Origin of the sequence: Curtobacterium poinsettiae, assembly GCF_025677645.1 — a bacterium.
GTDB lineage: Bacteria > Actinomycetota > Actinomycetes > Actinomycetales > Microbacteriaceae > Curtobacterium > Curtobacterium poinsettiae_A.
Genome location: NZ_CP106879.1, coordinates 1,982,247 through 2,002,212 on the forward strand (window position 1 = coordinate 1,982,247; position 19,966 = coordinate 2,002,212).

The 19,966-nt window shown below is 72.1% G+C and carries 17 protein-coding genes; 7 read left to right on the top strand and 10 right to left on the bottom strand.

From position 1 onward, the window contains the following. Positions 1-142: 142 nt before the first annotated feature. Together OE229_RS09525 and OE229_RS09530 are read right to left on the bottom strand one after the other, a co-directional pair. A complete protein-coding gene (locus OE229_RS09525) occupies positions 143-1,984 on the bottom strand; it encodes a hypothetical protein (protein WP_262137663.1) in 1,842 nt (613 codons plus the stop codon). 159 nt (positions 1,985-2,143) lie between these two features. Further along, positions 2,144-3,046, bottom strand: coding sequence for a LysR substrate-binding domain-containing protein (locus OE229_RS09530; RefSeq protein ID WP_209134781.1), 903 nt, complete (start codon positions 3,044-3,046; stop codon positions 2,144-2,146). A 105-nt stretch (positions 3,047-3,151) separates the two neighbouring features. Here OE229_RS09530 and OE229_RS09535 point away from each other — a divergent pair, with 105 nt between their 5' ends. Together OE229_RS09535 and OE229_RS09540 are read left to right on the top strand one after the other, a co-directional pair. Beyond that, positions 3,152-6,616: a bifunctional proline dehydrogenase/L-glutamate gamma-semialdehyde dehydrogenase gene (locus OE229_RS09535; RefSeq protein WP_262137666.1), complete on the top strand. Its 3,465-nt coding sequence runs from the start codon at positions 3,152-3,154 to the stop codon at positions 6,614-6,616. A 220-nt stretch (positions 6,617-6,836) separates the two neighbouring features. Continuing rightward, entirely contained in the window at positions 6,837-7,277 is a 441-nt protein-coding gene (locus OE229_RS09540; protein WP_262137668.1) for a VOC family protein, read from the top strand. Between the two features lie 5 nt (positions 7,278-7,282). Here OE229_RS09540 and OE229_RS09545 read toward each other — a convergent pair whose 3' ends face one another. Both OE229_RS09545 and OE229_RS09550 read right to left on the bottom strand, forming a co-directional pair. After that, on the bottom strand, positions 7,283-7,726 hold the full coding sequence (locus OE229_RS09545; RefSeq protein WP_182065545.1) for an acyl-CoA thioesterase: 444 nt from the start codon (positions 7,724-7,726) through the stop codon (positions 7,283-7,285). Continuing rightward, positions 7,723-8,331 carry a QsdR family transcriptional regulator gene (locus OE229_RS09550; protein ID WP_071247243.1) on the bottom strand — a complete coding sequence of 203 codons (609 nt, stop codon included), beginning with the start codon at positions 8,329-8,331 and terminating at the stop codon, positions 7,723-7,725. The genes OE229_RS09545 and OE229_RS09550 overlap by 4 nt, the downstream gene beginning before the upstream one ends. A 59-nt stretch (positions 8,332-8,390) precedes the next feature. Here OE229_RS09550 and OE229_RS09555 point away from each other — a divergent pair, with 59 nt between their 5' ends. Further along, entirely contained in the window at positions 8,391-9,572 is a 1,182-nt protein-coding gene (locus OE229_RS09555; protein ID WP_262140129.1) for an acyl-CoA dehydrogenase family protein, read from the top strand. Between the two features lie 39 nt (positions 9,573-9,611). Here OE229_RS09555 and OE229_RS09560 read toward each other — a convergent pair whose 3' ends face one another. Continuing rightward, positions 9,612-11,684: a S9 family peptidase gene (locus OE229_RS09560; RefSeq protein ID WP_262137671.1), complete on the bottom strand. Its 2,073-nt coding sequence runs from the start codon at positions 11,682-11,684 to the stop codon at positions 9,612-9,614. After that, the gene (locus tag OE229_RS09565; protein WP_182065541.1) at positions 11,681-12,577 is read right to left on the bottom strand and encodes a patatin-like phospholipase family protein; all 897 of its coding nucleotides are present in this window, start codon (positions 12,575-12,577) and stop codon (positions 11,681-11,683) included. Before OE229_RS09565 ends, OE229_RS09560 begins: the two co-directional genes overlap by 4 nt. A gap of 113 nt (positions 12,578-12,690) precedes the next feature. Between OE229_RS09565 and OE229_RS09570 the strand changes: the two genes are divergently transcribed. Both OE229_RS09570 and OE229_RS09575 read left to right on the top strand, forming a co-directional pair. Beyond that, positions 12,691-13,500, top strand: a complete 810-nt coding sequence (locus OE229_RS09570) for a hypothetical protein (protein WP_262137673.1) — start codon at positions 12,691-12,693, stop codon at positions 13,498-13,500. A 41-nt stretch (positions 13,501-13,541) separates the two neighbouring features. Next, positions 13,542-13,727, top strand: coding sequence for a hypothetical protein (locus tag OE229_RS09575; protein WP_111093138.1), 186 nt, complete (start codon positions 13,542-13,544; stop codon positions 13,725-13,727). 91 nt (positions 13,728-13,818) lie between these two features. On the opposite strand, the gene OE229_RS09580 is transcribed toward OE229_RS09575, so the two are convergent. Further along, positions 13,819-14,850 (bottom strand): NADPH:quinone reductase, encoded by a 1,032-nt coding sequence (locus OE229_RS09580; protein ID WP_209134772.1) that lies wholly within the window; start codon positions 14,848-14,850, stop codon positions 13,819-13,821. Positions 14,851-14,989: 139 nt separating this feature from the next. Next, a complete protein-coding gene (locus OE229_RS09585; RefSeq protein ID WP_071247254.1) occupies positions 14,990-15,352 on the bottom strand; it encodes a winged helix-turn-helix transcriptional regulator in 363 nt (120 codons plus the stop codon). A gap of 108 nt (positions 15,353-15,460) precedes the next feature. Between OE229_RS09585 and OE229_RS09590 the strand changes: the two genes are divergently transcribed. After that, on the top strand, positions 15,461-16,108 hold the full coding sequence (locus OE229_RS09590; RefSeq protein ID WP_182065533.1) for an NAD(P)-dependent oxidoreductase: 648 nt from the start codon (positions 15,461-15,463) through the stop codon (positions 16,106-16,108). A gap of 178 nt (positions 16,109-16,286) precedes the next feature. Here the strand turns inward: OE229_RS09590 and OE229_RS09595 are convergent, their stop codons facing one another. Then, positions 16,287-17,609, bottom strand: a complete 1,323-nt coding sequence (locus OE229_RS09595) for an MFS transporter (RefSeq protein WP_071405388.1) — start codon at positions 17,607-17,609, stop codon at positions 16,287-16,289. A gap of 136 nt (positions 17,610-17,745) precedes the next feature. Between OE229_RS09595 and OE229_RS09600 the strand changes: the two genes are divergently transcribed. After that, positions 17,746-18,603 (top strand): LysR substrate-binding domain-containing protein, encoded by an 858-nt coding sequence (locus OE229_RS09600; protein WP_017886578.1) that lies wholly within the window; start codon positions 17,746-17,748, stop codon positions 18,601-18,603. A gap of 12 nt (positions 18,604-18,615) precedes the next feature. Here OE229_RS09600 and OE229_RS09605 read toward each other — a convergent pair whose 3' ends face one another. Beyond that, a complete protein-coding gene (locus OE229_RS09605; RefSeq protein ID WP_262137676.1) occupies positions 18,616-19,914 on the bottom strand; it encodes a hypothetical protein in 1,299 nt (432 codons plus the stop codon). Positions 19,915-19,966 lie beyond the last annotated feature (52 nt).

Here is a 19,966-nt window from a genome sequence, read left to right on the forward strand (position 1 = left end):
CACCGGAATGTGACCCGGGTTGGGGGTGCGTGCGGGAAACCGCCTGACCCCCGCACGCGCGGCGCGTCCTGTGGGTGCGGAAGGGCGGACGGGAGGCGCGGTGCACGCCCGCACCGCGCCTCCCGTCCGTTGGGGCCGCGTCTCAGGCGCGACGGCGACGCAGACGGTGGACCAGCAGACCGCCGCCGGCGGCGAGCAGGCCCAGCGCCCACGCGAGCGGCCCGGAGGCGTCGGCGCCCGTGTAGGCGAGGTGCCCGCCGCCTGCCGTCGGGGTCGGGTTGCCGATGGTCGCGATCGTCGGCCGCACGTCCACGTCGAACGTGGTCGAGACGTCACCGAGGGCGACCGTGATGGTGTGCGGCGAGGCGTGCGGGAACTCGACGCGGGGCTCCCACTCGCCGTACGGCAGCGTCACTTCGTCGCTGGCCACGCTGCTCGTCACGACCGGCTGCGCGCCGTCGGACTCCTTCGTGCTGTTCCCGAACGCGTCGAGGGCCGTCACCCGGACGACCATCGTCGACCCCTGGGCCACCGGGACGGCGTCGACCGGGATCGACTTCGGGCTCTCCGCGAAGACCTCGCGCAGGCCCTCGGCATCACGGAGCCATCCCTTCGGGGACCCGATCGTGCCGACGAGCAGGCTGAGTTCCTTCGTCGCGGCGGGACGGATGGACAGGTGGACGTACTGGGTGGCAGCGCGGGACCCGTTCATGGCCATGACCTGGAAGTCGTACTCGCCGGCCACCGTCGGGGCACCGCTCAGGACCCCGCTCGTGTCACCGACGGCGAGGCCGAGCGGTGCGATCGGGTGTTCGTTGCCCGGTACGGGGAACGCCGTCGGACCGGTCAGCAGGACGTAGTGCAGTTCCGTCGACGACCCCGTCGCGCTGAAGGTGCGCTCGATCTGCTCGCCCGCGGTGGTCTCGATGCGGATCGGCGACTCGGGCGTCGAGGGCTCGGTGAACGCGATGGTGTCCGGGGCGGCGGGCTCGTCGGTGTCCTCGGCGCCGACCACCACCTCGAACGACGTGGAGACGCCCCCTTCGGAGACCGTCACGGTCCGGGTGCCGGTGCCGCCGAAGGTCACGGTGTTCGAGGAGTCCCCGTCGTTCCACACCGCCGAGTCGGAGTCGTCCGTGCTCGTGACCGTCGACCGGGGGTAGTCCGGACCCGGCGTGGTCCGGTTGCCGTACGCGTCGACCGCGAGCCCGGCGAGCGCGAGGGGGGTGTCCTCGGCGACCGGGATGCTCGGCACGATGCGGACGCGGCCCTGACCGGCGGCCTGTTCCCAGATCGTGCCGTCGGTCTCGACCTGCCACAGCCCGTTGTAGTCGGGGGTGGCGACGCCGAACGTCACGCCCACGGGGTCACCGGGAGCGACCGTCAGCTCGACGTACTGCGTGATCTCGGTCGAGCCGCTCAGGGCGACGACCTGGAACCGGAAGGTCCCGGCCTCCTTCGGGTCGCCGCTCAGGACACCGGTGTCGACGTTGACCCAGTAGTCGGAGGACGGGGCGTCCTGGATGGCGTAGCCGACGGTGCCGTCGCCGCCGGTGGTCTCGAAGGTGCGGGTGAAGGGCGTGCCGCTGATGGCGGTGAGCTCGATCGGGTCCTCGGCGGTGGACGGTTCCGTGAAGGCGAGGTCGCTGCCGTCGTCGGCGGCCGGCGTCGGCTCGGCCGCCGCCGGCGCCGCTGGTGCCACAGGCGTGGCCGGTGCGGTGGGTGTCGTGGGCTCTGGTGCCGGCGTTCCTGGGACGGCGGTCGGCGTCGGGTCGGTGGACGGGCCTCCCGGCTGCTCGTCGGTGTCGACCGTCGCGGCGGGCGCGGCGGGCGTACCGGGCGTCGCCGTGCTCGTGACGGTCGTGGGCTCGGCCGCGACGGCGGTCGCGGCGCCGATGCCGAACGCCGACGACGCGGTGACGATGGCGACGGCTGCGCCGATGGCGGCGACCCGTCGCGTGGTGGCGGTGCAGGGCTGGTTCATGGGATCCCCCTCGGATGCGGTCGGGGCACCGGCAGGTGCCCTCATCCAGGAGATGTCCGCGTCCACGAGATCCTGACGGATGCACAGGTCTCGATCCGGTCACGGCGCTGGAGGGAGTGCGCTGGATGGCGTGCGCTGGACGGCGTACGCGCCAGTGGATCAGTCGGCGACGGCTGCTGCCGCACGCTCGAGCGCGTCGCGGAGTGCGCGGACCGCCGGGGACGACGACCCCGCGGACCGCACCACCGTGAAGATCGTGCGTCGGGGGCCCTCCGGCAGCTCGAGCAGCCGACAGGTCGTCGTCCGACCGGTCCACATCAGGTCCGGCATCAGGCTGACGGCGTTGCCCGACTCGACGAGGCGGATCTGCGTCTGCAGGTCGGCGGTCTCGTACCGGACGTCGGGCTCGAAGCCCCAGCGCCGACAGACCTGCTCGGCGAAGTGCCGCGACGCGGTACCCCGGGGCTCCATAACCCAGGGCATGGTGCGCGCGTCCTCGAGCGACGACACCGGGCGCAGGGCCGTGTCGAGCGGGGGCAGGGCGAGCCGGACCGCATCGGTCGTCAGGTCGGAGCGGTCGAGCCCGGGCAGGTGCGGAGCGGCATGGGCCGGGTACTGCTCGGCGATCACCATGTCGAAGTCGCGAGCCCACGTCTCGTTCAGTGCGGTCTCCGGTTCCCGCTGCACCATCTCGACCCGGACGTCGGGGTGTTCCGTGGCCATCTCGTGCAGGGCGCTCGGCATCAGGGCGAGGGCCGCGGACTGGAACACGGCGACCCGGACGCGGCCCTGCACGGACGACAGGGTCTCCTCGACCTGCGACTGCGCGTGCTCGAGGACGTCGAGCACCTGGCCCGCAGCGGCGACCAACACCTCGGCCTGCGGGGTGAGCTGCAGCCGTCGCCCGGCCTTGCGGAGGAGCTGCACGCCGGCCTCCCGCTCCAGGGCGCTCAGCTGCTGCGAGACCGCCGACGGGGTGAAGTTCACGGCCTCAGCGACGGCCGCGATCGTGCCGCGGATGGACAGCTCACGGAGGAGCACGAGACGGCGGACGTCGAGCATGGTCCGACGCTAGCCGGGCCGAGCCCGGAACGGTAGCGCAACTGAACGGTATCCATCAGGAACGCTCACTTCCGCTACCGCATCCCGGACCTCCACACTGAACCCATGACGACGTTGCACGAGGACTCCGCCATCGACCACGACGCCCTGGCGGACCAGTCCGTCGCGCTCGTCCGACAGTGGCTCGCCGAGGCCGAGACCTACCCGGTCGACGGCTCCGCGAAGCAGCTCGCCGGGGTGCTCGCCGACCCCGCGGGACTCGACTTCGCCGTCGGGTTCGTCGACGGGGTCGTGCGACCGGAAGACCTCGCCGTCGCCGCCCGCAAGCTCCGACAGATCGCCCCGGACGCCCCCGGGTTCCTGCCCGCCGCGCTCCGCGGACTCGTCCGACTCGGCGGCGGCATGGCCCCCGTGCTGCCGAACGTCGTCGTCCCCATCGCCCGACGCGTCCTCCGCAACATGGTCGGCCACCTCATCGTCGACGCCACCGACTCCAAGCTCGGCCCGGCCATCGCCGGCATCAAGCGCGACGGCGTCCGCCTCAACGTCAACCTGCTCGGTGAGGCCGTGCTGGGCGAGCGCGAAGCCGCCCGCCGACTCGAGGGCACGCACAAGCTGCTGGCCCGCGACGACGTCGACTACGTCTCGATCAAGGTGTCCTCGACCGTGCACCCGCACTCGCCGTGGGCGTTCGACCACGCGGTGGACGACATCGTCGAGCAGCTCCGACCGCTCTTCCAGCGCGCCGCAGCCGCCAGCCCGGCCAAGTTCATCAACCTCGACATGGAGGAGTACAAGGACCTCGACCTCACCATCGCGGTCTTCACGAAGCTCCTCGACGAGCCCGAGTTCCTCGGCCTCGAAGCCGGCATCGTGCTGCAGGCGTACCTGCCCGACGCGCTCGCCGCGATGCAGGAGCTGCAGGAGTGGTCCGCCGCCCGCCGTGCCCGTGGTGGTGCCGGCATCAAGGTCCGGCTGGTCAAGGGCGCGAACCTGCCGATGGAGCAGGTCGAGGCCTCGGTGCACGGCTGGCCGCTCGCCACCTGGCACACCAAGCAGGACTCCGACACCAACTACAAGCGCGTGCTCGACTGGGCGCTCACCCCCTCGCGCGTCGAGAACGTGCGCGTCGGTGTCGCCGGGCACAACCTGTTCGACGTCGCGCACGCGTGGCTGCTCGCCGGTGAGCGCGGGGTGCGGGACGGCATCGAGTTCGAGATGCTGCTCGGCATGGCGCAGGGGCAGGCGTCGGCCGTGAAGAACACGGTCGGCTCGCTCCTGCTCTACACGCCGGTCGTCCACCCGGGCGAGTTCGACGTCGCGATCGCCTACCTGATCCGTCGTCTCGAAGAGGGCGCGTCGCAGGACAACTTCATGTCCGCGGTCTTCTCGCTGGTCTCCTCGCCGCCGCTGTTCGCCCGCGAGGAAGCACGCTTCCGCGCCTCGCTCGAGCCGCTCGCGCAGCCCGGCGGACTCGACGCACCGCCGTCGCACCGCGTCGCCGACCGGTACGCCGCCGTCGGCCGCCCCGGCCCCGGTCACTTCGAGAACACCCCCGACAGCGACCCCTCGGTCGGCGCCGTCCGCGCCTGGGGCGACGCCATCACCGCGCGGGTCGCCTCGTCGACGCTCGGTGTCCGCGCCGTCCAGGAGGCCCGGGTCGACTCCGCCACGGCGCTCGACACCGCGCTCGGCCGCGCCAAGGCCGCCGGTGCGGTCTGGGGCACCTGGTCCGGTGGCGCACGTGGCGCCGTGCTCCACGCCGTCGGCGACGCACTCGAGGCGAACCGCGCCGCGCTCATCGAGGTCATGGCGTCGGAGACCGGCAAGACCATCGACCAGGCCGACCCCGAGGTGTCCGAGGCGATCGACTTCGCGCACTTCTACGGCACCCTGGCGTCCTCGCTCGACGACGTCGACGGTGCGACCTTCACGCCCGCGGCGCTGACCCTGGTCGCGCCGCCGTGGAACTTCCCCGTGGCGATCCCCGCCGGATCGACCCTCGCTGCGCTGGCGGCCGGGTCGGCCGTCGTGCTGAAGCCCGCGCCGCCCGCCGAGCGCTCCGGGGCCGTGCTCGCCTCGATCATCGAGACCGCGCTCGACGCGCACGGGGCCCCGGCCGACGTGCTCGCCTTCCTGCAGGTGTCGGAGAACGACCTCGGGCAGCAGCTCATCGCGTCCCCGATGGTCGACCAGGTCATCCTCACCGGTGCGTACGAGACGGCCGAGCTGTTCCGCTCGTTCCGTCCCGACCTGCCGCTGCTCGCCGAGACCTCGGGCAAGAACGCCGTGATCGTCACGCCGTCGTCCGACCTCGACCTCGCCGTGAAGGACGTCGTCGCCTCGGCCTTCGGCCACGCCGGCCAGAAGTGCTCGGCCGCGTCCCTCGTCGTCATGGTCGGCTCGGTCGCCAGGTCGAAGCGCTTCCGGAACCAGCTGCTCGACGCGGTGGCCTCGCTCACGGTGGGCTACCCGACCGACGCCGCGACCCAGATGGGCCCGGTCATCGAGCCGGCCTCGGGCAAGCTGCTCGACGGCCTGACGAAGCTCGGCGCGGGGGAGTCCTGGGCCGTCGAGCCGAAGCAGCTCGACGAGACCGGCAGGCTCTGGAGCCCGGGTGTCCGACAGGGCGTCCGCCGTGGCTCCGAGTTCCACCGCACCGAGTACTTCGGCCCGATCCTCGGCATGATGACCGCGGACTCGCTCGACGAGGCGATCGACATCGTGAACGAGGTCGACTACGGCCTCACCTCGGGCCTGCACTCGCTCGACCCGGCCGAGATCGGCACGTGGCTGTCGCGGATCCAGGCGGGCAACCTCTACGTCAACCGCGGCATCACGGGCGCCATCGTCCGCCGTCAGCCGTTCGGCGGCTGGAAGAAGTCGGCGGTCGGCGCGGGCACCAAGGCCGGTGGGCTGAACTACCTGCTCGGGCTCGGGTCGTGGACGCCTGCGCCGGCGGTCGCCGCGTCCGGTGTCGCCGTGTCGGGTCCGGTCTCGGCGTTCGTCCGGGCGGCCGAGGTGAGCTCGGAGGCGCTCGACCGCTCGCTGGCTTCGGACGAGCAGGCGTGGTCGACGCTGTTCGGCACCGCGATCGACGTCTCGGCGCTCAGCGCCGAGCGGAACATCGCGCGGTACCTGCCGTTCCCGTCGGTGCAGGTGCGGCTGGCCGCTGCCGACGAGGACGCTGTCCCGGAGCTCGTCCGCGTCGTCGCCGCTGCACTCCGTGCCGGCACGACGATCGAGGTCTCCACGGCCGCGACGCTGCCGTCGTCCGTCGCCTCGGCGATCCGTTCGCTGCCGATCGTCCGCTCGCTGTCGCAGACGGTGTCCGACGAGGCCTTCGCGAGCTCGGTCGCCTCGGGGCCGTCGACCCGGGTGCGGCTCATCGGTGGCGACACCTCGGCGCTGTACTCGGCCGTCGGAGGCCGTCCGGACGTCGCGGTGTACGGCGGCCCCGTGACCGAGGCCGGGCGGCTCGAGATCCTGCCGTTCGTCCGCGAGCAGGCGGTGTCGATCACCGCGCACCGCTTCGGCACGCCGAACCACCTGACCGACGACCTGATCTGACCGGACCGCGGCGCTGGCGTTCGGGTCCAGCGCCGCTGCACAACCGAAGTGCCCCCGAACCGCGCGATCGCGTGGTTCGGGGGCACTTCGGCTCTGCGGCGTGTGGAACGTCGTGTACGTGGCTGTCCGGTCGCCGCACGGCCTCGGGTGCTTCGGAGGGACCGAGCGTTGCCTCGGGAGCGCGTCGCAACCACGGCGCGCAACCCTGAGGAGCTCCACCATGACCGAACCGTTCGCACGCCCGACCGCCCTGGCCCACGTCCGCGTCACCGTGACCGACATCCACCGCAGCAAGGCGTTCTACCAGCAGCTGCTCGGCACCGACCCGGCGATCGACTTCAGCGACCAGGTCGACGAGCCCGGCGTGCGCGAGGACCGCGAGCGCTTCTACGGCGGCTCCGTGTTCCAGCTCGGCGACCAGGTCTTCGGCCTCCGCCCGGTCGCTCCGGCGGGGCAGACGTTCAGCCCGGACACCGTCGGCCTCGACCACGTGAGCTTCGTCGTGGGGTCGGTCGACGAGCTGCACCAGGCCGCTGCACGCCTCGACGCCGCGGGGGTCGAGCACGGCGAGGTCACCGACCTCGGGGACGCCGGCATGGTGATCCTGTCCGTGCAGGACCCCGACGACATCAACCTCGAGCTCGCTGCTCTGAAGGAGTGAGGTCCTCAGTCGGCGGCGGCGGGCTGTGACGCGACCATCGAGCCGGTCACGAGCTCGCGGAGTTCGGCGGGCAGCGGGACCGGACGGCGGGCGCCCTCGCGGTCGATGATGACGTGCACGAACTCACCCGTGGCGAGCAGGGCACCGTCGGACTGCCGGAACAGGCCGAACTCCCACGACAGGCTCGTGGTGCCGAGGTGCTTCGAGCGCATCCCGACCTCGATGACGTCCGGCCAGACGGCGGACTCGACGAACCGGCAGCTCGACGACACCAGGACGGCGATCCACTCCGACGAGAACGGGTCGAGCCCGGCGACCTCGCGGAACCAGTACGTCGACGCGTTGTCCATCGCCGAGTAGTAGATCGTGTTGTTGACGTGCCCGAACATGTCGTTGTCGTTCCACCTGGTGGGGTAGGTCCGACGGAACGGGTACTCGGCGATGGTCATCGGTCTCCGATCGGTGGTGCGGGTGTGGCGTGCACCGCGTCGGGCCGCAGGACGTACTCGAACGCCGCACGGGCCCGGTCGGGATCAGGGGTCTCACCGGAGATGAACTCGGCGTAGGTGAACGACTCGGAGATCCGGACGAGCAGCCGTGCGAGCTCCTCGGCCGACAACGGTGCCGGGTCGAACGTACCGGACGACTCCTGCTGCTCGATGAGTGCGGTGACCCGGGCGACGAACCGGCTCTGCACGTCGCTGTCCGAGGTGGTGAGCAGACGCATCGCCCGAGCGGGTTCGCGGGTCAGGAACGCCCGGAAGTACGGGGCGTCGATCAGGTCGGCGGTGAACCGGTCGAGCACGACGACGAGCCGGGCCGCTCCGGTCGCCCCGATCTCGTCGGCGGCGTGGGTGGCCCCGTCGAGGGTCGGGACTGCGAGGGACCACAGGATCTCGGACAGCAACCGGTCACGGTTGCCGACCCAGCGGAACAGCGACGTGCGGTCGACGCCGAGTGCGGCAGCCAACGCCCCCATGTCGATCCGTGAGCCGGCGATGAAGGTGTGACGGGCCTCCCGGAAGGCGCGCAGCGCTGAATCCGATGTGTACACGCGATCCTCTCTTGCAACGTTTTCGAGAATGATGCATCGTGGTTGCCATGTCAACGACCATGCCCGCGACGCCCCTGCTCGAATCGGACTTCTACGGCTTCCAGCAGCAGCTCACGGAGCAGGAGCGCGCGTCGCTCGGGCAGCTCCGGCAGTACCTCGAGCGCGAGGTCGCGCCCATCGCCGACGAGTACTGGGCGCGCGCCGAGTTCCCGATGCAGGTGATCGCGCCGCTGGCCGAGCTCGGCATGTACGGGCCGGGCGTCCCGCTCGTGCGGCAGTTCGAGAACTCGGCCGTGTACCGCGGCTGGGCGGCCCTCGAACTCGGACGCGTGGACGCGAGCGTCGCCACCTTCATCGGCGTGCAGTCCGGCCTGGCGATGAACTCGATCGCGGTCGCCGGCAGCGACGAACAGCAGCGCGAGTGGCTCCCGCGGATGGCCACGGGTGAGATCGTCGGGGCGTTCGGGCTCACCGAGCCGTACTCCGGCAGTGACTCGGCGAAGGGCCTGCGCACCACCGCCCGACGCGAGGGCGACGAGTGGGTGCTCGACGGCGAGAAGCGCTGGATCGGCAACGCCACCTTCGCCGACGTCGTCGTGATCTGGGCGAAGGACGTCGCCGACGGTCAGGTCAAGGGCTTCCTCGTCACCACCGACACCGCGGGCTTCACCGCGACCAAGATCGAGGACAAGATCGCCCTGCGCGGCGTGCAGAACGCCGACATCGTCATGCAGGACGTCCGGGTGCCCGAGTCGCGTCGGCTGCAGAACGCGACGTCGTTCCGCTCGACCGCCGAGGTGCTCCGACTGACCCGCACCGAGGTCGCCTGGCAGGCCGTCGGCATCGCCGTCGGGGCGTACGAGGCCGCGCTGGCCTACGCCCGCGAGCGGATCCAGTTCGGCAAGCCGATCGCTGCGCACCAGCTCGTGCAGGACCTGCTCGTCAAGTCGCTGTCGAACATCACGGCCTCGATCGCACTGTGCACGCAGGCCTCGGCCATGCAGGACGCCGGGGCCGGCGGCGACGAGCACTCCGCGATGGCCAAGGCGTTCGCCACCGCGAAGATGCGGGAGACCGTCGCCTGGTGCCGCGAGGTGCAGGGCGGCAACGGCATCGTGCTCGACAAGGGCGTGGCCCGGTTCTTCGCCGACGCCGAGGCGATCTACTCGTACGAGGGCACGCGCGAGGTCAACACCCTGATCGTCGGGCGGGCGATCACCGGGCAGGCCGCGTTCGTCTAGCGGCCCGCCCGGCCCGCCCCGGATCGCCGGACGGGTGCGCTACCCGAGCAGCGCCGGCCGCTCCCACTCCTGGTCGAGCACGTGCTGCCCGAGGAACGCGAACACCGTCTCGTACCAGACCACGGCGTGCTGCGGAGCGAGCACCCAGTGGTTCTCGTCCGGGAAGAACAGGAACCGGTGCGGCATCGAGCCGTCGGGCGCCGCGTGGTGCTCCGCGAGCTCGGACCAGAGCCGCAGCCCCTCGCCGATCGGCACCCGGTAGTCCTTGTCGCCGTGGATGACGAGCATCGGTGACGTGATCTCGGCCACGAACCGGTGCGGGTCGTTCGCCGCGATCCCCTCGGCGTCGAAGATCGACGACCAGTACTGCGACGAGTCCGTCGTGCCGTTGAACTGCTCGAGCGCCCACAGGCTCGCGTGGGTGACGATCGCGCGGAAGCGGTCGGTGTGCCCGGCGACCCAGTTCGCCATGTACCCGCCGAACGACCCGCCCATCGCAGCGGTGCGGGTCGCGTCGATGTCTGCCCGCGCCTCGACCACGTCGGTGATCGCCATCAGGTCGGTGTACGGCGCCTGCCCCCAGGCGTTCCAGCCGCGGTTCACGAAGTCGAGTCCGTAGCCGGTGGACAGCGCGGGGTCCGGCAGCAGGACGGCGTAGCCCCGGGCTGCGAGCAGCATCGGGTTCCAGCGCCACGACCACTGGTTCCACGAGTTGAGCGGTCCGCCGTGGATCCACAGGACGAGCGGGTGCGGTCCCTCGCCCTCGGGCGCGACCAGCCAGCCGCGCACGCGGACGCCGTCGGCTGCGGTCGTCTCGACCTCTTCCAGGTGGGCGGGCACGTCCGGCAGGGGCGCCGGCGTCGCCAACGGGGTCACCGTGCCGTCCGCCGCGATCCGCACCGGGTGCAGCGGGGCCGCCCAGGAGGCCCGGAGCGCCACCACCACGCCCGTCGCCGCCGCCACGCGCAGGCTCGAGTACGCCCAGTCGTCGTGCGTCAGCTGCTCGACGGCTCCGCCGTCGAGGGGGATGCGGAAGACCGGCGCGCGACCGTCCTGGTCGGCGACCACCAGGAGCGCGCGGTCGCCGTGCTCGAACACGAGCTCGCTCGGCCAGCGGTCCCAGTCGGTCGCGACGCGGCGGGCGTCGGAGCCGTCGATCTCGGCGACCCAGACCTCCTGCTGGTTCGCGCCGGCCGGGGTGGAGCGGACGGTGCGGACCCAGGCGATCGTCCGGCCGTCGTGGCTGAGTGTCGGCATCTCGTGGTCGACGTCGACGTCGTCGAACAGCACCGTGCGGTGGCCGCTGGACAGGTCGATGGTGACGAGGGTCGAGCGGTCCCCACGGGCCTCCCGGACGCCCACGGATGCCAGCAGGGCCGAGCCGTCGGGCGTGAGCGCGCCGCTGACGTGGTCGAGCGAGCGGCCGGGGGCCGGTGTGCGGTCGACGGGCCGGACGTGTCCGGCGCTGGCGCCGGCCGCGTCGCTGTCGGTGTCGCCGCCGGCCGTGTCGAGCGTCAGGACGTGCGTCTGTGCCGGCCCGAGGTCGTGGTCCCAGTACCGGACCGGGTAGGTCTCGTGCAGGATCGCGCGGACCTGCTTGTCCTTCCGGGTCTTCCGGAGCTCCGCGTCGGCTTCGAGCACGGTCGCGGAGTCGGACCCGGCGCCCGGCAGCAGGTCGGCGGTCAGTGCGACGACGTCCGACGCCGCCGCGGTGGCCAGGACCCCACCGACGCCCCCGGCCAGGCGGGTGAGCGGGCGGGCCTCGCCACCGGTCGCGGGCAGGACCCAGAGCTGGGCGGCCTCGAGGTCGGTGGCGTCGGCGTCGGGCCGGGCGGAGACGAAGAGCAGGTCGCCGGTGCGGGTGAAGGCGATGCCGCCCTCGCCCTTGGCGGAGCGCGTGAGGCGGACCGGGCGCGCGGCGGGTGTGCCGGCGTCGTCCGCGTCCTCGGCCGGGTCTGCTGGCACCTGCCAGATCGACCGGCGGTACCCGGTGCCGTCGGCGTCGAGCGCACTGACCGTCAGGGCGACGCGGGTGCCGTCGGGGCTGATGTCGATGCCGTCGACACGGGGGAGCGCGACGTACTGGTCGAGGTCGGAGAACGGGGTGCTCATGCGTGCACGCTCGCCAGGTCCTCGGCCCAGAAGGCGGCGACCTGCTCGGCGACCGCGGTGCCCTGGGCGTGTCCGGCCTCGGCCGACGGCGCCTGGGTGGCGAGCGAGAGCGAGTTCGTGCCGAAGGCCTGCTGGGAGGCGCTGTCCGCCACCACGACCTCGACCGAGGAACCACCGGCGCGCAGGGCCTCGACGGCGACGTCGAGCCACGGCCCACACGGTGACGGCCCTTCGGGGCCGCAGGCGATGACGAGCACGCGCTCGTACCCGGCAGCGGCGTCGGCGTTGGTGCCGGAGCGGACACCACCGTCGACGTGGGGGCGGCCGTCGATGGTGACCGGGGTCCAGACGAAGGGCACCGAGCAGCTGGCCGCGACCGCGCGGGGGAGCGGCACGCCGTCGGCCGCCGTCAGCAGGCGGAAGGTGCCGTCGGTGGCGTCGACCGCGGTGACGGCGAGCGGCTTCTCCGGCCACTCGGTGGACGGCAGCGTCTCGCCGAAGGTCACCGTGCGCTCGTCGTCGCTCTGTCCGCCGACGACCTGCTGGGCGGCCTGACCGAGTCGAGCCCGGGCGTCCTGCTCGCCGGTCGCACCCTGTAGCGCTGCGCCGATGTGCTGCTGCACAGCCTCGACGTCGATGGGGGCCGGCTCTTGGTAGGTGGTCGGCGCCGGGGTGTGCTGCTGGTCGTAGGCCTGCTGGACGGCACCGTTCCGGACGAACGCGCCGACGACGCTGCCGGCGCTGGTACCGACGACGAGGTCGGCGGCGTCGAGGTCGACGCCGGCTTCCTGCAGGGCGACGAGGACACCGACTTCCCACGCGATGCCGGCGACACCTCCGCCACCGAGGACGAGGGCTCTGGATCCGGGAACGGGCGTGCTGACGTCGGTCATGTGTCCTGCTTACCAGCTGCGTGCGACGGGCTGGTCGAGCCCGGTGCGTCCTGTGGAGGATCCGCCTGTGGACAACTCCGTCCGCGTCGGTGGCGTGACCTAGCGTCGTGGTCATGGGGAACCAGCGTTCAGGACGGGTCGGCACGGTCGTGTGGCCGATCGTGGTGGCTGCTGCGCCCACCGCGGCGTTCCAGCTGCCGAACCTGTTCGTCGCGCCGGCGGTCCGACTGTCGCTCGTCGCGTTCGGGCTCGTCGTGCTCGTCGGAGCGGTGACGGTGCAGGTGGTCCGGACCCGACGCAGCGACGCTGCACGGTCGGTGGCCGAGGACAACGCCACCGCGGCGGAGCTCGAGCAGTCGACGGCGGTCCGGTACGCGTTCGGCCAGATCGCCACCCGGCTCGTCCGGTTCACCGAGCTGCCCAGGTCCGAGCGCCACGGCGAACTCGCGGTCGTCGCCGACCGCGTCGCCGTGGCCCTGGCGTTCTACCTGCTGCCGAAGGTGCCCGACGTCCGCGCCAACGTCTACCAGCTGTCCACCGATCTGCGGGCGCTCGAGCCGATCGGTCACGGTGGGGCCGGCGACACCGCCGGGGTCTTCCGAGCGGGCACGCCCTACGGTGACCGCAACCTCGAGTGGGTGCTGGTCGGGGGATCGCCCCGCATCGTCGGTGACCGCTCGGCCGATGTGGACGTCGACCAGGACCTGCCGGGCTTCGAGCCGCGGTACACCTCGTACGTCTCGGTGGTGATCCGGTCCGACCAGTACTCGTTCGGCATGCTCACCGTGGACTTTCCGGTCCCCGACGCGTTCACCGAACTCGACGCCAAGAACATCGCGATGATGGCGTCGTTCATGGCCGTCGCGTTCTCGCTGACCTACTCGTTCCCCGAGCGCGACCGCAATCCAAGGAAAGGCCCGTGATGCTCACACGCTCTGTCGGACGCTCGACGTACGATGCCCCCATGACGACCGTGAACCCTGCTCCGCCGTCGTTCGGGCGTGCCCGGATCTCCTCGCCGAACTGGAACGACACCACCACCGACGCCGACTACGAAGACCTCGACGTCATCGCCGCCAACATCGAACGCGAGCGCGCTGCAGCCCGGCTCCGGGTCACCGCAGCCATCGCCGCGCGTCTGGGGCGCTGACCCCTCCCGCATCGTCCACGACGAACGGCTCCCACGCGTGCGTGGGAGCCGTTCGTCGTCTGCGGAGCCCGAGCCGGATCCGGTGTCGCAGCTACGGCGCCTCGGACACGTCGATGAGCACCTTGCCGACGGTGTCCTGCTCGACCGCATCGTGCGCCTGGGCGGTCTGCTCGAGCGCGAACCGGGTGAGCGGGAGCCCGGCGTCCTCGCCGACCGGCAGCACGCCGTCGTGCAGCGCCTCGGTGACGTCCGCGGCCGCCGCGGACAGCGCCTCGTCGCCGATCGTGTAGAGCAGCAGGAACTGGTAGCGGGCGTTCACGCTCATGTTCGGGCGGATCGGCAGGCTCGCCTCGTCACCGCCGTTGTTCGCGTAGATCGACACGACGCCGTGGTTCGCCAGCACGTCGGCGACCAGCGCGGCGTTCTGCGGGATCGACACCTCGACGACGATGTCGACACCGTCCGGCGCGATCGCCCGGATGCGCTCGGCGGCGTCCTCCTCGCGGTAGTTCACGACGTGGTGGGCACCCGCCGCGGTCGCCAGTGCTGCCTTCGCGTCCGAGCTGATCGTGGTGATGACGGTCGCTCCGGCCCAGCGGGCGAGCTGGATCGCGGCGTGCCCCACGGCACCGGCTCCGCCGGCGACGAGCACGGTGAAACCGTCGAGGGCTCCGGGGCCCAGGCGTGCGGGGCCGTCCTCGTGGGTGGTGAGGGCCCGGTGCGCCGTCATCGCGGGGACGCCGAGCGAGGCGCCGACGTCGAACGAGACACCGTCGGGCAGCGGGACCACGCGCGACTCGGGCACGACCGTGTACTCCTGCGCGGTGCCGGTCGGCCGGGACGCCGCCGCCATGAACAGCCAGACGCGGTCGCCGACGGCCAGTCCGTCGACTCCGGGGCCGACGGCGTCCACGACGCCCGCGCCGTCCTGGTTCGGCGTGATCTCGGGGAACGGCAGCCCGTCGCCGTACGTGCCGCCGGCGCGGGCCTTCCAGTCGGTCGGGTTGACGCCGGAGACGACGACGCGGACGCGGACCTCACCAGCGCCGGGTTCCGGGATGTCCCGCTCGACGAGTTCGAGGACGCTGCTGGCACCGGGCTTCGTGTAGACGATCGATCGCATGTCCCCAGGCAACCACTCGTCGCCGTCGGGGATTCCGGACGGGGGACACCGGGCCACATCGTGAGCGGAAGGTGTCGCGCGCGATCCTCGGACACGACCGTTTCTGCTCACCAGGCGCCGGGGCGCACCGCGCCGCGCGTCAGCGCGCGTCGTACCCCTCGCGCGCCTCGGCGACGTCGGGCATGTGCGAGGTGGCCCAGTCCTCCAGCGGCACGAGCACGGTGCGCAGCGACCGCCCGAGCTCGGTCAGCTCGTACTCCACGTGCGGGGGGATCTCGGGGAACACCGTCCGCGTCACCATGCCGTCGCGTTCGAGCGCCCGCAGCGTCTGGGTGAGCATCTTCTGCGAGACCCCCTGCACCCGGGCCGCCACCGCCGAGTACCGTGCGGGACCGTCGGCGAGGGCGCCGATCGTCAGCACGCTCCACCGGTCGCCGATGCGGTCGAGCAGCTGCCGACTGGGGCAGTCCGCCGCGTAGGGGCTGTACTCGAGTGCTGACATGGTGTCCTCCGTCACGCACCGCCAGGTGCCTACTTACTCGAAGAGAGTAACTCTTGTACGGTGACTGTCAACGTCACTGACGCCCAGCACGTCCACGAAGGGAACACCATGACCAACATCGTCGTCTTCGGAGGCACCGGCTACGCCGGCTCCGCCATCACCCACGAGGCACTCTCCCGCGGCATCGCCGTCACTGCGGTCGCCCGCGACACGAGCAAGCTCGAGCCGGCCGAGGGCCTCACCCTGGCGCAGGGTGACGCGTTCGACGCCGACTTCGTGTCCGAGGTCACCAAGGGCGCCGACGTCGTCATCGTCTCGCTCCACGCCGTGCAGGCCGACGGCAGCGAGCTGAAGGACAAGTTCCAGCACTTCGTCGACGCCGCCGCTGCAGCGGGTGCGCGGCTCGGCATCGTCGGCGGTGCCGGCTCGATGCGCGTGTCCGAGGACGGCCCCCGCCTCTTCGACACCGACGGCTTCCCGGATGCCTTCAAGGGCGAGGCGAAGAGCCACGCGCAGATCCTCGACGCCCTCCGCACGTCGGACACCCAGGTCGACTGGTTCTACGTGAGCCCCGCCGCGGCCTTCGGCAGCTACAACCCGGGCGAGCGTCGCGGCACCTACCGTGTCTCGGACGAGGTCCTGCTCGCCGACGCCGAGGGCAACTCGGACATCTCCGGCGCCGACTACGCCATCGCGTTCGTCGACGAGATCGTCACCCCGGCGCACCACCAGACGCGCTTCGGCGTCGCCTACTGAGGCACTGCGCCTCGCAAGACACCGGTGTTCACGCAACACACCGCGGGATCCCGCGGCGTCGAGCGTGAACACCGGTGCTTTGCGCACTGTCCGGCGCGACCAACGGGCGGACGGGAGGCACGGGGCGGGGCCGCCACGGGCCTCCAGGCCGGCGGGCGCGAGCGACCAGACCCCCGCGTCAGTGCGCGACGATCGCCGGCACCGGCAGGTGGTGGCGCATGCGCACCGCCAGGTGCAGGCCGCCCCGACGGGCGAGCACGAGCGCGATGACGGCGGCGGCAGCGGCCGGCACACCACCGGCGACCATCATCCCCACGTGGGCTCCGAAGTGGTCGACGATCTGACCCATCAGCGGCCCACCGATCGCCTGCCCACCGAGCAGCACCAGGACGTAGAGCGACATCACCCGGCCACGGATCGCCACGTTCGACGACAGCTGCACGAGCGAGTTCGACGCGGTCTGGAACAGCAGTTGCGACATCCCGACGGCAACCAGCGCGACGGTGAACGGTGCGATCGCCGGGATCGACCCCGAGACGACGAGCAGGACGCCCGTCCAGAACACCCCGCCGACGATGGTGCGGAGCCGGACGACGGCCCGGCGGGTGGACAGCAGCGCGCCGACCAGGGCGCCGATCGCCACCGCGGAGTTGAAGACCCCGTAGCCGCCGGCACCGACGTCGTACACCTGTGACGCGAAGGCGGAGAGCAGCACGGGCATCGTCAACGCGAACACCGAGAAGAACGCGACGAGGATCACCGGCACGATGATCGTCGGCTTGTGCACGGCGTAGCGGAGGCCCTCCACGAGCTGGCCCTTGCCTCGCGGCGCCGGTGGTGTGCGGTGCAGTTCGGAGACCTTCAGGAACCCGAGCGTGACGACGACGGCGACGCAGGCGATCGCGTTCACGCCGAACGACCACCCCGCGCCGACCGCGACGAGCAGTGCCCCGGACAGCGCCGGACCGATCATGCCGCCGAGCTGGAACACCGACGAGTTCACGCTGATGGCGTTCCGCAGGTGCTTGTGGCCGACGATCTCGGTGACGAACACCTGCCGTGCCGGGTTGTCGATGACGGTGACCATGCCCACGAGGAACGCGATCACCCAGATGTGCCACGCCTCGACGACGCCGGCGAGCGTCAGGACGGCGAGCAGCGCGGACAGCACCGCGAAGGCGCCCTGCGTGATCATCATGAGCGCACGCTTCGAGAACCGGTCGACCAGGACGCCGCCGAGCAGCCCGAACAGCAGCATCGGTGCGAACTGGCAGGCGACCGTGATGCCGACCTGCGCGACCGACCCGGTCAGCTGCAGCACGAGCCAGTCCTGGGCGATCCGCTGCATCCAGCCGGCGGTCATCGCCACCAGGTTCGTCGCCGTGAACAGCCGGAAGTTCGGCACGGACAGGGCGATGAGCGTGTGGCGCCACGGGGGTCGCGTGGCCTGGATCGGGAGCGGTTCGGTGGGCGGGGGGAGGGTCGTCGGTGACGCGCTCACGGTGCGGGGTTCTCCGGACGTCGGTGTGGATCTGGTACCCCAACGAAACTACGTGGCCCCGGCTCATTCGATACCCCTATGGTGGCTATCACTCCATTGCGATGTCGAATGAGGTCGCACCGACGGAAGGCGCGACGTGCTCGATCCGGTCCTGTTGCAGACGTTCCTGGCCGTGGCGGAGACCGGCAGCTTCACGCAGGCCGGCACCCGGCTCGGCATCAGCCAGCCGACGGTGTCGCAGCACGTCCGGCGCCTGGAGACCGCCGTGGCGCGCACCCTCGTCGCCCGGGACACCCGCGGGGTCGCACTGACCGACAACGGGGACGCGATGGCCGGGTTCGCGCGGACGATCCTCGCGGCGCACGCCACGGCCGACGCCTACTTCTCCGGCGCGGCCACCCGCGGGCGGCTGCGGTTCGGGGCGGCGGACGACCTCGCCATCACCCAGCTGCCGCGGATCCTGCGGGACTTCCGACGCCTGCACCCGCAGGTGAACCTCGAGCTCACGGTGAACCAGTCGTCGCCGCTGCTCCGCCGGGTGCACGCCGGCCAACTCGACCTGGTGTTCATCAAGCAGACGGCGGGGGAATCTGCCGAGGGCACCCGGGTCGCCACCGACCAGATGGTGTGGATGGCGCAGGACGGTATCGCCCTGGAACCCGGCGAACCCGTCCCGCTCATCGCGTACCAGGCGCCGAGCATCAGCCGGCAGATGGCGATCGACGCCCTCGAGGCCGCCGGCCGCACCTGGCGGATCACCTGCAACACCCGCGACGTCAACGGGGTGCTCGCCGCGGTTCGCGCGGGCATCGGCGTCGCGGTGTTCCCGCACTCGCTGATCCCGGCAGACCTGGTGAAGGTGTCGCAGCGGCTCGGGCTGCCGGACCTGCCGGCGGTGGACTACGTCCTCATCGCGAACCCGACGGTGCAGCGGGAGCCGATCGACGCCCTGACGAACGCGATCCTGTCCCGCGGGGTCGTCCGCGCCGTCTGAGCGCTCGCCGCGCTACGGGGCGAGCGTCGGGGACGTTCCGGTGCCGGTGACGTCCGGCAGCGTCACGCCCGCGAGCGGCAACAGCGCCGCCGCGACCGCCCACAGCAGCACGACCGTGCCGACGGCACCGAGCACGGTACCGAGCAGCGCGACCGGCCGCTGCCACGTGGCCGTCCGGTCGCGCAGTGTCACGATCGAGAGCACCAGCGCGAGCAGCCCGAGCACCACGCCGACACCGTGCACGGTCGCGGGAGCGGAGAACCACCAGGCCGCCAGACCGAGCGTCGCGATCCCGGTGACGGCACCGAGCACCGCTCCGGCGGTCGCGCCGAGCGGACGGCGCGGCTCCGGCACGGCGGCTGCGGGCACGGGCTGGTCGAGCAGTTCGGTCGGGAGGCCCGCCTCGCCCCCGCCGACACCCTGCGGCACCGGGGTGGGTGCGACCACGGCCGTGGTCGTGTCGGCGTGCCGGGTCGCGACGGTGGGGCCTCCGGGAGCGGTGGCCGGCGCAGCGTGCAGCACGGCGTCGAACGACCGTGCGGGTGCGGGTGTGGCGGACCGCGCGGCGGCCTGCTGGTGGGCGAAGCGTCGGGGTGTCCGGTAGCCGATCGGGCCGACGGGTTCGGGTTCGGTGCCCTCGACGACCACGTGTTCGAGGCCGGGCACCGAGAACCGGGGTTGTCCGGCGACGGGCACCGCGGGTGCGGCGGTCGGCGGCGCCGGGGTGGCCTCCGGCGACGGGGTGGTGAGCGGTGCGACGAGCGGTGTCGCGTCCGCCGAGGCGGGTGCGGCGGCGACCGGGGAGACCGGCACCACGAGCCCGGACGCAGGGACGACCGACGACGGCGGCACCGCGGGGGTCTCGAACGGCACGGTGTGCACGTTCGGTGACGTCGGGGCCGGGGGCAGCAGTTCCTGCTGCGGCGGGAAGTCCGGCACGGGGGCGTCGGCCTCGACCAGTGCGGCGATCGACGCGGGTTCGGACGTCGCTGCGTGCGCGTCGGGCGCATGCGCTGCGGGTGCCGCTGCGGCGGGTGCCTGCGCTGCGGTGGCCTGCGCTGCGGTTGTCTGCTCAGCGGTTGCCTGCTCAGCCGCGGTGTTCCCGGCCGGGGTGACCGTGGTCGGTGGGACCGGCGCCGCGTGGGCGGCGCGTGACGAGCCGGGGGTGGGGCGGGCCTCCCGTCCGGAGGCGTTCACGTGACCGGCAGCGGCCACTCGCTCGGGCGCGACCTCGTCGACGGGCGGCGCGGTCACCCAGGCCGGGACGGGCCGACGGGGCCGGTCCGATTCGGGCATGCGATGCGCTGCCACTGCGGCGCTCCTTCCGTCGACTGATCCATGCTCAGTTGTAGCGGCAACCGCT

What these genes read in the sequence shown, in the direction of transcription:
- OE229_RS09555 (WP_262140129.1), top strand. Translation starts at nt 8,391, where the DNA reads ATGCCCGCGACGCCCCTGCTCGAATCGGACTTCTACGGCTTCCAGCAG.
- OE229_RS09560 (WP_262137671.1), bottom strand. Translation starts at nt 11,684, where the DNA reads ATGAGCACCCCGTTCTCCGACCTCGACCAGTACGTCGCGCTCCCCCGT.
- OE229_RS09585 (WP_071247254.1), bottom strand. Translation starts at nt 15,352, where the DNA reads ATGTCAGCACTCGAGTACAGCCCCTACGCGGCGGACTGCCCCAGTCGG.
- OE229_RS09590 (WP_182065533.1), top strand. Translation starts at nt 15,461, where the DNA reads ATGACCAACATCGTCGTCTTCGGAGGCACCGGCTACGCCGGCTCCGCC.
- OE229_RS09580 (WP_209134772.1), bottom strand. Translation starts at nt 14,850, where the DNA reads ATGCGATCGATCGTCTACACGAAGCCCGGTGCCAGCAGCGTCCTCGAA.
- OE229_RS09530 (WP_209134781.1), bottom strand. Translation starts at nt 3,046, where the DNA reads ATGCTCGACGTCCGCCGTCTCGTGCTCCTCCGTGAGCTGTCCATCCGC.
- OE229_RS09575 (WP_111093138.1), top strand. Translation starts at nt 13,542, where the DNA reads ATGACGACCGTGAACCCTGCTCCGCCGTCGTTCGGGCGTGCCCGGATC.
- OE229_RS09525 (WP_262137663.1), bottom strand. Translation starts at nt 1,984, where the DNA reads ATGAACCAGCCCTGCACCGCCACCACGCGACGGGTCGCCGCCATCGGC.
- OE229_RS09540 (WP_262137668.1), top strand. Translation starts at nt 6,837, where the DNA reads ATGACCGAACCGTTCGCACGCCCGACCGCCCTGGCCCACGTCCGCGTC.
- OE229_RS09545 (WP_182065545.1), bottom strand. Translation starts at nt 7,726, where the DNA reads ATGACCATCGCCGAGTACCCGTTCCGTCGGACCTACCCCACCAGGTGG.
- OE229_RS09565 (WP_182065541.1), bottom strand. Translation starts at nt 12,577, where the DNA reads ATGACCGACGTCAGCACGCCCGTTCCCGGATCCAGAGCCCTCGTCCTC.
- OE229_RS09535 (WP_262137666.1), top strand. Translation starts at nt 3,152, where the DNA reads ATGACGACGTTGCACGAGGACTCCGCCATCGACCACGACGCCCTGGCG.
- OE229_RS09570 (WP_262137673.1), top strand. Translation starts at nt 12,691, where the DNA reads ATGGGGAACCAGCGTTCAGGACGGGTCGGCACGGTCGTGTGGCCGATC.